Raw genomic sequence first — 10,284 nt, 5'->3', positions numbered from 1 at the left:
TGTCATGCAGCCCAAGTTCGTGAATTTCTTCTTGGGTTCGCTTGGCTTCACGATCGACTTGACCTTCGGCCGGATAAATATCAATTTGCCAAAGCGGCATGGTTGCGTTTCCAGTATTTCAAAATTTCGAAGTGAAGTGTAGTCGCTGAAGGGCCAGCGTTTGGATCGTTGTCGAACGTGTGGATCGTTGTCGAGGTCGACGCCCCCGTTTTTTACGCCAACGGCGCTAAATTCCATAGCCCCGGGGGCCTCGGTATCGCCGGAAATCCAAGAAGCGATCGCTCGTCCTCTCCGCAGACAGCGAAGTTTTGCAGTAGCGAGCGGCGTTTTTATCACGCCACAACCGACTCAAAACGAATCTCGAATCGTTTTTGCCTCTTTTAGCCACCGCAGCAGACTCTCGTCGTCGTGCGAGTGCATCCATTGGCGGACCTCGTCGATCGACTCGGCGAGCCGTCGCAATTGTTGCTCAATCGCGGGCCGATTTTCTTGACAAATCGCCAGCCACATCGCGGGATCGCCTGCGGCAACGCGGGTGATATCGGTCCATCCGCTGCCCACCAAATCCGCCGATTGCTCACAGACCAATTTGGCCACCGCCGACGACGCCAAATGCGGTACGTGGCTGACCGATGCCAGGTGCGTATCGTGTTCCTCGGGGCTGAGCGTGACGATCCGTCCGCCGGTGAGCCGCCAAAATTGTTCCGCCTGCTCGAGCAAACCGGCCGGTGTCCGGTCGCTGGGGGTCAACACGATCACTTTGCCGACGAACAAGTCCGCGGTGGCATGTTCGGCGCCCGTTTTCTCGCTCCCCGCGATCGGATGAGCCGCGACAAACTTGGCAACCGCGGCGGGGCATTGGCTGACCGCATTGACGATCGTCTGTTTGGTGCTGCCAACATCGGTGATCAAACAATCCGGCTTGGTCGCCTGGGCAACCGCGATCACTTTTTCGGAGACCTTATCGACGGGCGTCGCCACCACGACGACGTCAACATCGCGGCACCCCTGTTCGATCGATTCGGTGACCGAATCGACGACTTCCCGATCAACCCACTGCTGGCCTTTTTCAGCACAACGAACGATGCCGACGACATGCACGCTGGGGACCGATTGCCGGATCGCCCGAGCCACGCTGCCACCCAGCAGCCCTACGCCCAGAATCGCGACACGAGCGGGCCTAAATTCCGAGAGAGAGTCATTCATTCTGGAGAGCTATTCGGCGTCGTCGTGTCGGATCTAGTAGAAAAGGAAACGCTCTGGCGTCGCAATGCGTTAAAGGTTCGGCAACTTGTGACCGAGCTTTTCGCGTTTGGTACTGAGATACTTTTGGTTATGTTCGTTGACCGCCGAAACGATCGGAACTTGATCGACCACGCGCAGATCGAACCCACGCAGATTGAAGGCTTCGGTCTTTTTCGGGTTGTTGGTCAACAACCGAACTTCGCTCAGCCCGAGGTCCTTCAAGATTTGCAAGCCGATTCCATAGTCACGCATGTCGGCTTTGAAACCGAGCGCGTGATTGGCTTCGACTGTGTCCATCCCGTTGTCTTGCAATGCGTAGGCTCGAATTTTCTGAGCCAATCCGATCCCACGCCCTTCTTGAGGCAAATAAACCAAGGTGCCTCGGCCCTCTTTGCTGATCGTCTCGAGAGCCATCTGCAGTTGGTCACCACAATCGCAACGCAGCGACGAGATCAGGTCACCAGTAAAGCAGCTGCTGTGCATCCGCACCAACGGCGCCTCGGCGGTACCATCTTGGTCATCATCCAAGTCGCCATAGACCAATGCAATCGGCTGTTGGTCTTCGTATTGAACCGCGTAGACAATGATTTTGAAGTTGCCATATTTGGTCGGCAATTCCGCTTCGGCAGCTCGGCTGATCAGTTTTTCGCTGACGCGTCGATGGGCAATCAACTGCTCGATGCTAATGATTTTCAAATTGTTTTTCTGGGCGATCGCCGAGAGCGAGTCACGCGAGGCGCGGTCGCCGGTTTCATCGAGCACTTCGCAGAGCACTCCCGCGGGATGCAAACCAGCCATTCGGGCCAGATCGACCGAGGCTTCGGTATGCCCGGCGCGGCGAAGCACGCCCCCCTCTTTGGCCAACAACGGGTAGACGTGTCCAGGTCGGACAAATTCGCTGGCTGCACAATCCTCGGCGGTCATCCGCAGGATCGTTTCACTTTTTTCGCGTGCCGTGATCCCCGTTCTCGCGGTACGGATATCGACGGGGGTCATAAAGGCGGTTTTCAGCGGGGCATCGTTCAGCGCGACGATTGGCGAAAGCTCAAGTCGCTTACAGACCTCGGGCAGCACCGAAACGCACAGTTGACCGCGACCGGAGAGCATAAAATTGACGGTTTCGGGCGTCGCTTTTTCAGCGGCACAGATAAAATCGCCTTCATTTTCGCGATCTTCCGCATCCACGACGATCACGACTTCGCCTCGGCGAATGGCTTCTACCGCTTCGGGAACGGTGTTGAGCTCGATGGCCATATTGAACTTTGTACGAGTAAGACGACTAAACAGGGTCGACGAGGAACGTATTATACGATTGTCAACGCAACGCTCCCACCGCCCCATTTTCTTGGTTGGACGGAATTTTCGCGACCGCGAGGATTCGATTGCATTCGGCGTTTAAAGGACTATTGATGCATCATTTTGACCGTTTCGCGACACTCTGTCGCCGCTTCACGATAAACGCCTCCTCCGTACGGCTCGGCTGGCCATGTCTCGGCTGGCCATGTCTGGGCTGGGCATGTACCGCGATCGTTGCTCTGGCGGCCACCAGCCCGCTGACGGCCGCCCCCCCCCCACAAGCTAGCGAAGAAGTTACCGAACAAGTCCAACCGGCCTCGCAATCGGCCACAATGCCATCGGATCGTTCGAGCGACCGAGCGACTTCGGCAGCCAAGTCGGCCGAACCGCGGACGTTTGTGAACCAGCAATACAGTCAGCGTGAGGATCGGACGGGGCTTTGCGACGTCATCCTTCCGGGCGGCCAAGAAACGCCTCCCGGCGGCTTTCCCACCGTGGTAATCGTGCACGGCGGAGCATGGATGAGCGGCGATAAATGGACCATCGAAGGCTATGCACGCTTTTTGGCCGAACATGGCTATGCCACGATCAACATCAATTATCGCTTGGCACCTCGCTACAAATTCCCCTCGCAAGTCGATGATGTTCGCGAAGCGCTGGTGTGGGCCCAAGAGAATGCCACTCGCTTTTCATTGGACCTACGCCGCATCGGACTGTTTGGTTATTCCGCGGGTGGTCATTTATCGCTGCTGGTTTCGGTACTCAGCGACGAACCGATGGAAACCAAATTGGCGTCCAGCGAGTGGGCTGCGGACGACGAACGGTGGCAGAAGCTGCCGGCGATCCAAGCGGTCTGTATCGGCGGCCCGCCGTGCGATTTTCGCAACCTGCCGCCCGAGAACACCGGATTGGCATACTTTCTCGGTGGATCCCGCAGTGAAAAACCGAGTGTCTATGAAGCGGCCTCGCCGACAGCGCACGTCTCTGCCCAGGATCCACCGATTCATCTGATCCATGGGGAAACCGACTCGATCGTGCCGATTCAAAACAGTCTTATGTTTCGCGAGCGAGCCAAAGCGGTGGGGATCCTCTGCGACTTGACCACCATCCCCGGGCAAGGCCATTTGGTCACGTTCTTGAATCCTCAAACCAGCAAGGCGATGATCGAATTTTTTGACAAGGTGTTGTCACAACCGTAGCCAGATTGGCGTCATGGCGGCTACAAACGAGGAAACGAAAACGACGAACCAGACGACGATTTCGTTGAGTAACCGGGTCCACCGGGAGGCCGCGGGGGTGGCGGTGGGGGACGGGGAATGACCGCAGGCTGGATTCGCAACCCTACCGGAATATCAAGTTCCCACTGAGCCAGGTAGGCCCACGGTGTGTCGGGATGTTCAGCGATGCACTTTTGGAGTGAATGGACCGCCGCATCGACCAAATACCTCGACTCGGACGATCGCAGTGCGGCATCGGGCAGCAACGTGATTTCGTTGGTCTCCGGCGACAATGACGATTTCAGATTCAGTGTCGCTGCCAAGTACTCCAGATAGCGTGCTTGCGTGGCATACACGCGTCCTTTGGTCAAAGCGAACGAAGCTTGCCATCGTGGTGAGGTTTCATCTTGCCACGGCACCGCGGTGTCCTCCAAACGCACAATCAACGACTGCAATACTTCACTCGCTCTTTCCATCCGAGTGCGTTCGATTTGCAAGACGCGGGAAAGCTGAGTGCGAAAATTCGCGGGCACGACGTAAGGATGCAGGACCGGGTAAGGGTAAACCGGCGATCGCTCGCCGAGAAACGTCATCCGTGGTGGCACAAACAGCTCGGCTTGCTGGTAACTGAGCGTCGCGGCATCGACCACAAACTTTCGCACCGGATAATCTTGTAGCGAGCGGACATACTGATTGACCGAAGCATAATCAGGCAAATAGTCTTTTCGATTAGCCCATTGATCGACGCTGCGGGTAGCGTCTTCATCGAGCATCGTGAACGAGCCGCCGGTTTGCAGTGCCAACCGCGTCAAGGCAAACGGCCCAAACCCCGAGTGCAATCGCTCGCGATAGGGGCCACCGTACCACGGCGTGTTCGCCGCCACGCTGGCGCCCGACTGTTGCCACAGCGGAAGCGAGGACTCGTGCCAATAGGGAACAAGAAAGCGTTCGGGCAAGGATGTTTCGGGACCTTTCTTGACCGGTAACCAAAACGCGTACTCTCGACCACCGCTGGGGATGTGACACAGCTGCGACCCACGTTCACACCCCATCACCGCATTGGGACCGATCACGTGCACGGCGACTCCGGCGCTGCGGCAATACTCGATCGTATCTTCGAGCCGCAGTGTGTCGTCGCCTGATTCATCCGTCAGGATGACGATCATAATGCGTTCCTGGCGTTTGCGTTGTTCGCGATACAACTGAACCGCTTGCGTGACCGCCGACATCACATTTTCGTCTCCGCTGGTATCGATCGGAACTTTTGTCATCGCCGAAATCGCGCGAGCCCCGACGTGAGTGGGCCGCAAGATTTCTCGCCAATTCTGTCCAAACGCAATCACGCTGCTGAATAGCGTGTTTTCATTCTCTGCTTTGTCGCGTCGCTTGGTATTGAACGCCTCGATCGACTTGTAAAACGATTCCGCGTGATCCGCCATCTGGCTGCGCTTATGCGTCAAGCTTGCCGATGCGTCAAATAGCCACACGATCAACGTGTTGCCCTGTTCAAGTTCGCTACGAATGACGCCGGTCACTACTTCGCCCGCCTCACCGATTCCCGCCGCGGCGATCAACTTGTCGGCTCCCGACGCTTCACGCGTAAGGTTGGACAATTTCTTTTTGGCTTCACCGGCACGGACCTCTTCGCCCCACACGTCACTGCGAGTAAATAATTCCATCGACGCTAACGATGCCGACGGCGGATTGGACATGTCCAGGGCATCCAGTGGCGAAAGATCCGGCGGCGTGTCCAATGGTGCGGCTACGGGTTGCTCAAGTACCGCTGCGGGGGTCATCGATGCCGCCACCGTTGGATCGTACGCGCTGACGGATGCCACCGTGAAATCGGCCATCGCGGAATCGTCAGCGGGATAGGTCGCCCAGATTCGGTGCCCTGCGTCACCCGACAAATGGTCAAACACCCACAATCCCAACGCCAGCAGAAGCAGCGTGTGAAGCACGATCGACAAAAACCATGGTTGCAGTTGTTTCAGCACCGTCGTGGGCGCAGCCGGGGAGGTCGAGAAGTTCAACGCCGGGTTCGGTTCGGCGAATCGGCTCGCGTTGGCTGAGGACGAATTCAATTTGCTGCCTCGATCGTTCATGTTTCGAGAAACCAAGTACAGATACCGTGGCCTCGTGCCTCATTGCATTTCTCGCCGCCCATTTCTCGCCGCTCATTTCTCGCCGCTCGAGGGAATCCGGCAATCCCTTTATTTTGCATCATCCACAATCAGCGATGCGATCCGCCATCACGTTCAGGATACCCATAATTGGTGTCGATTCGGAGCATTTCGAGCAAAAAATTGCGATGGACTGACGGGAACCGCGACTTGCGGGTCCAGTGCAAAAGCGTACCCTTTGTGGCATTCCTTCCTCTCAATGTGCAAATTTCGACGGCAAACTCACGATTCATGACAGGCTCTTTACTGGCGGTTTATTGCATTTTGATCATTGCCGGATCCGTCACGGGAGGATGGCTGCCGGCGATTATGCGGATGACGCACCTGCGAACCCAGCTGCTGATGAGCTTCGTCGCAGGGTTGATGCTGGGGATTGCGATGCTGCACATGCTGCCTCATGCGTTTCACTTGATGCAATCGGCGGCCATGACCGGCGGTGCCGCGTTAGGGGGCATCATCGCGATGTTTATCTTGCTTCGCGCCTTTCACACCCATGCGCATGGGTCGATCGAAACGCCGGGAGGATTAGGGCCCGATGAGGCAACCGACGAGCAGGGACACGGGCATGAACCCAGCCATCACCATGATCACGGGCACGGGCATGATCACGGGCATGATCACGGGCATGATCACGCGCACGGGCACTCGCACGGCAAACATGACCATGCCAAAGACATCGGTTGGCTCGGCATGCTGTTGGGACTCGGATTGCACACGTTGATGGACGGCGTGGCGCTTGCCGCCAGCGTGACGGCGGAATCGCATCACAACCCGTGGCTAGGGCTTGCGGGGTTAGGGACCTTTCTTGCCGTCGTGCTGCACAAACCTTTGGATGCGTTTGCGATTACATCGGTGATGAAAAAGGGCGGCTGGACGCCCACTCAGCAGAGTTTAGTGAATTTAACTTTCTCGTTGGCGTGTCCGCTGGGTGCGATCGCTTTTTACATCGGTGCGAATCAACTTTCCACCGATGGCACGCTCTTGGGTTGGGGCTTGGCGATCTCGGCAGGCTTTTTCATCTGCATTTCTTTGGCTGACTTGTTGCCCGAAGTTGCCTTTCACGATCATGACCGGCTCAAATTGACCGCGGCGCTATTGATCGGCGTTGCGTTGGCCGTTGGCATCGAAAGTTTACCAGGCCATAGCCACACTCCCGCCGCCCCGGCAGCAAACATCGAGAATCAAATCGACACGCCGACGCAATCCGAGTGACGATTGCAACGAACCGTGTGTTGTTGTCCCCCTCAAGCCCGCAGGATTCGAACGTGCAATTCGTAACGGACTGGTTCTGGAGTCTCCAGTGGGAGCGTTTGGTTCCCGAATTGATCGGCAAGGCGTTGGGCTTTCTGAGCGGTTTTGCGGCGAGTTGGTTTTTGCTGTTTCGACGGCGGCTCAATGCACTACAGCGGATGCAGTCGGGCGATTCCGATGACTTTATCTTCCAGATGCATCATCTGAGTCCAGTGGCGGACCATGACGAGGACGTCGTGCTGCTGTTTCGCAATGTCGCTCCCAAGACCACGCTGAATGATCTGTACGACAACGAAGCGGTGCGGAACGTTGTCAAAAAAATCGCGGATCAAACCACGCTCGACGACCCGATCTTGAAGACCGAGGGGACACTTGGTTTTGAACTGCTCAACGATGCCGTCGGGCATATCGCTGGCTTGTTAGCGACCACGCCATTTCCACGCAAAGCGTGGCTGTTCGTGATGACATGCGAAGACCGACAAGCGGTACGAAAAAAGTGCGTTCGATGTTTCTTGATCCAACCCGCAGATCTGGAAAAGTTTTTTGATTGGAACTGGTGCCAACACCACGTGCGGGTGGAAAAACCATGGCACTGGTTCCGCGTGGTGGCGCTGCACCGGATCGCATGTGCATGGAAGTCCGAGCAACAAATCGCGATCGAGGAATCCTCACGCTCGCAGGAACTCGACATGCCGCTTGTCGACAAACAAGTCCGTCACGACCGCATACGCGTGCTGTCGCTCGGTTTAAACGAAGAGGAGTGTCCAATTGGCCAGCCTCACCGAATCGCCTGGAACAGCCATCTAGCAAGCCTGGAAGCGATGGGACTACAACTCACCGCCGCGACACCGAAAACGAACAACGACGCCCACGTTAACACGGCGACGGATCACGCCGTCAATGCCCCCAAGCTGTTAGACTAACGCAGCGATTGCGTTCTCACCGTCCATCCACCCCACACTGCAGACACGATGCTTCAAGATCCCCCGGAATCCAATTACGATATTCGATTTGAGCTATTCGGATTTCCAGTCCGAATCGCTTGGTCGTTTTGGCTAGGTGCGTTGATTTTTGGATTTAATTTGGTCCGTGGCGTCGACGGAATGTTCCTTCACTCGGGCGATGGCAGTCCAGGGCAACTGCCGCTGCTGATGCTCTGGGCGCTGTGCATGTTGGTGTCGATTTTGATCCACGAATTGGGGCATGCGTTTGCGTTTCGCCAGTTTGGAATTCAGTCGTCGATCGTGCTGTATCACTTCGGTGGCCTTGCGATACCGAGCAGCTCGTTTGGGATGGGACGCTCGGCAGGCCGGTTAACCGAGAAGCAAGATTTGTGGGTCGCTCTGGCCGGTCCGCTTGCTCAAATCGTCTCGGCAGCGTTATTAGTCGGGGGTTTAAAAGTCGCAGGCTTTCGAATCGAAGCGTTGGCGATTGTTGACAGCGTGGTGCCACTTGGATTGGCCAAGATCCCTGGCGTGATGGAAGGAGATCCGATCACAAGTCATGGTTTGTATGCGATTGTTTTGTTTTACATTTTCCCAAGTGTCTTGTGGGCGCTGTTGAATTTGGTGCCGGTATGGCCACTCGATGGTGGCCGGATCATGAACTCACTTGTGATGATCAATGGTGGCCAACGTGATCAAGCGTTGTGGATCAGTGTGATCAGCGCAGGATTGTTGACCCTGTACGCATTCAAACAGCACCAAACGTTTATGGGCATTTTGTTTTTGTCATTAGCGTTTAGCAATTACCAAATGTTGCAACAGACGGGGCGTTGGCGATAAATCATTTGCAAATTTTGTGTTCACAGAGCAAGTTTTTTTGCAGTGATGTGGCTTGCAATACCGAAGTTGAATTTCAATCACGTGCAAACGCATAAACAGTGTCTATGCAAGATGATTCAATGCATTTTCCATCTTCAATGAATCAATCCTAAGCAACAAAAACGCGTTCACTTACCAAAAAAAAATTTCATCGCAAGCACTTTTTTCATGAAAAAGATGTTGCGGAATTCTCAGAAGCGCGTACAGTTACGCGCAGTTTCTAAACGGTTGAAAGCAAGAGCAACACTGATGTGGATCATCAACGCTCTGAGATTCAACTTCCAATCACGATTGGTGAGCCGTGGCCGGTGACTTTTAGAACGCTGTTCTAATAAAGTCACAAGGACTCACTAACGTGCCCTTTCTCGCGGAGGAAGAACGTGGCCAAGAAAAAAGCAACCAAGAAAAAAGTTACGAAGAAGGCAGCCCCTAAGAAAGCTGCAAAGAAAGTAACGAAGAAGAAGGTTACGAAGAAGGCAGCTCCAAAGAAAGCTGCTAAGAAAGCAACCAAGAAGAAGGCTACTAAGAAAGCAGCTCCAAAGAAGGCTGCTAAGAAAGTAACCAAGAAAAAGGCCGCTAAGAAAGCAGCCAAGAAAGCTACTAAGAAGAAGACCGCTAAGAAGCGTCGCTAGTCCGCTGGACAGCTCTTCTCTTCTGAGTAGAACCGAAGTTAAAAAAAGCCGCGTCGGAGTTCATTCTCTGATGCGGCTTTTTTCGTTTCAAAAGACTCAAGAAGTGCCATTTTGGCAGTTTTAGCGGGGATAAAAACAGATCCCTGCAATCAGGGCTGCACCGGCCGTGTGCTACAGCGTCGGCAAGCTTGGCTTGGGTGGGTTTGCAGCGGCCTTGGACGCCAACGTGCGAACAAGTGCCTTGGCCGCAGCTTCGATCGGAGTGCGTGCTCGCGCGTTTTCAGCAAGCACGTTGGCGAGCCGTCCCTCGTCGCCACCGGTTCGCAAGTCGATATCGATCGGCAGCGCTCCTAGAAACGGAACATTCAACTCTTCGGCCTTCGCTCGAGCACCGCCACGGCCAAAGATGTCATAGGTCTTGCCGCAATCGGGACACATAAACCCGCTCATGTTTTCGACCATTCCCAAAATCGGAATGTTTACCTTGCGAAACATGCTGATCGCCTTGATCGCATCGAGCAGTGCAACCTCTTGCGGGGTGCACACCACCACACTGCCCGCCAACGGTAACGCTTGTGAGAGCGTCAACGCAACGTCCCCCGTTCCTGGTGGCATATCGATCACCAAATAATCCAGT

The 10,284-nt window shown here is 55.3% G+C and carries 9 protein-coding genes; 5 read left to right on the top strand and 4 right to left on the bottom strand.

Translation table 11 applies throughout. The annotated features are described in order from the left end of the window. Nucleotides 1-348 precede the first annotated feature (348 nt). Both ABX962_RS19780 and ribA read right to left on the bottom strand, forming a co-directional pair. Nucleotides 349-1,206 carry a prephenate dehydrogenase gene (locus ABX962_RS19780; protein ID WP_372721751.1) on the bottom strand — a complete coding sequence of 286 codons (858 nt, stop codon included), beginning with the start codon at nucleotides 1,204-1,206 and terminating at the stop codon, nucleotides 349-351. A 69-nt stretch (nucleotides 1,207-1,275) separates the two neighbouring features. After that, on the bottom strand, nucleotides 1,276-2,499 hold the full coding sequence (gene ribA / locus ABX962_RS19775) for a GTP cyclohydrolase II (protein WP_372721750.1): 1,224 nt from the start codon (nucleotides 2,497-2,499) through the stop codon (nucleotides 1,276-1,278). 155 nt (nucleotides 2,500-2,654) lie between these two features. Here ribA and ABX962_RS19770 point away from each other — a divergent pair, with 155 nt between their 5' ends. Further along, entirely contained in the window at nucleotides 2,655-3,740 is a 1,086-nt protein-coding gene (locus ABX962_RS19770) for an alpha/beta fold hydrolase (RefSeq protein WP_372721749.1), read from the top strand. A 20-nt stretch (nucleotides 3,741-3,760) separates the two neighbouring features. Here the strand turns inward: ABX962_RS19770 and ABX962_RS19765 are convergent, their stop codons facing one another. Next, nucleotides 3,761-5,842 carry a vWA domain-containing protein gene (locus ABX962_RS19765; protein ID WP_372721748.1) on the bottom strand — a complete coding sequence of 694 codons (2,082 nt, stop codon included), beginning with the start codon at nucleotides 5,840-5,842 and terminating at the stop codon, nucleotides 3,761-3,763. Between the two features lie 330 nt (nucleotides 5,843-6,172). Here ABX962_RS19765 and ABX962_RS19760 point away from each other — a divergent pair, with 330 nt between their 5' ends. From ABX962_RS19760 to ABX962_RS19745, 4 genes are all read left to right on the top strand, one after another. Beyond that, nucleotides 6,173-7,153: a ZIP family metal transporter gene (locus ABX962_RS19760; RefSeq protein WP_372721747.1), complete on the top strand. Its 981-nt coding sequence runs from the start codon at nucleotides 6,173-6,175 to the stop codon at nucleotides 7,151-7,153. Nucleotides 7,154-7,206: 53 nt separating this feature from the next. Further along, nucleotides 7,207-8,115 carry a hypothetical protein gene (locus tag ABX962_RS19755; RefSeq protein ID WP_372721746.1) on the top strand — a complete coding sequence of 303 codons (909 nt, stop codon included), beginning with the start codon at nucleotides 7,207-7,209 and terminating at the stop codon, nucleotides 8,113-8,115. A 48-nt stretch (nucleotides 8,116-8,163) separates the two neighbouring features. After that, nucleotides 8,164-8,976: a site-2 protease family protein gene (locus ABX962_RS19750; protein WP_372721745.1), complete on the top strand. Its 813-nt coding sequence runs from the start codon at nucleotides 8,164-8,166 to the stop codon at nucleotides 8,974-8,976. A gap of 419 nt (nucleotides 8,977-9,395) precedes the next feature. Next, the gene (locus ABX962_RS19745) at nucleotides 9,396-9,647 is read left to right on the top strand and encodes a hypothetical protein (RefSeq protein ID WP_339943897.1); all 252 of its coding nucleotides are present in this window, start codon (nucleotides 9,396-9,398) and stop codon (nucleotides 9,645-9,647) included. A 171-nt stretch (nucleotides 9,648-9,818) separates the two neighbouring features. Here ABX962_RS19745 and ABX962_RS19740 read toward each other — a convergent pair. Continuing rightward, nucleotides 9,819-10,284, bottom strand: a 466-nt coding sequence (locus ABX962_RS19740) for a P-loop NTPase (protein ID WP_372721744.1), incomplete at its 5' end; no start/stop codon positions are given.

It is taken from the genome of Novipirellula sp., from assembly GCF_041583735.1.
Lineage (GTDB): Bacteria > Planctomycetota > Planctomycetia > Pirellulales > Pirellulaceae > Novipirellula.
The sequence above is the reverse complement of the archived record's forward strand: the minus strand, read 5'-3'. Positions and strand labels throughout refer to the sequence as shown.

What these genes read in the sequence shown, in the direction of transcription:
- ribA (WP_372721750.1), bottom strand. Translation starts at nt 2,499, where the DNA reads ATGGCCATCGAGCTCAACACCGTTCCCGAAGCGGTAGAAGCCATTCGC.
- ABX962_RS19770 (WP_372721749.1), top strand. Translation starts at nt 2,655, where the DNA reads ATGCATCATTTTGACCGTTTCGCGACACTCTGTCGCCGCTTCACGATA.
- ABX962_RS19780 (WP_372721751.1), bottom strand. Translation starts at nt 1,206, where the DNA reads ATGAATGACTCTCTCTCGGAATTTAGGCCCGCTCGTGTCGCGATTCTG.
- ABX962_RS19760 (WP_372721747.1), top strand. Translation starts at nt 6,173, where the DNA reads ATGACAGGCTCTTTACTGGCGGTTTATTGCATTTTGATCATTGCCGGA.
- ABX962_RS19750 (WP_372721745.1), top strand. Translation starts at nt 8,164, where the DNA reads ATGCTTCAAGATCCCCCGGAATCCAATTACGATATTCGATTTGAGCTA.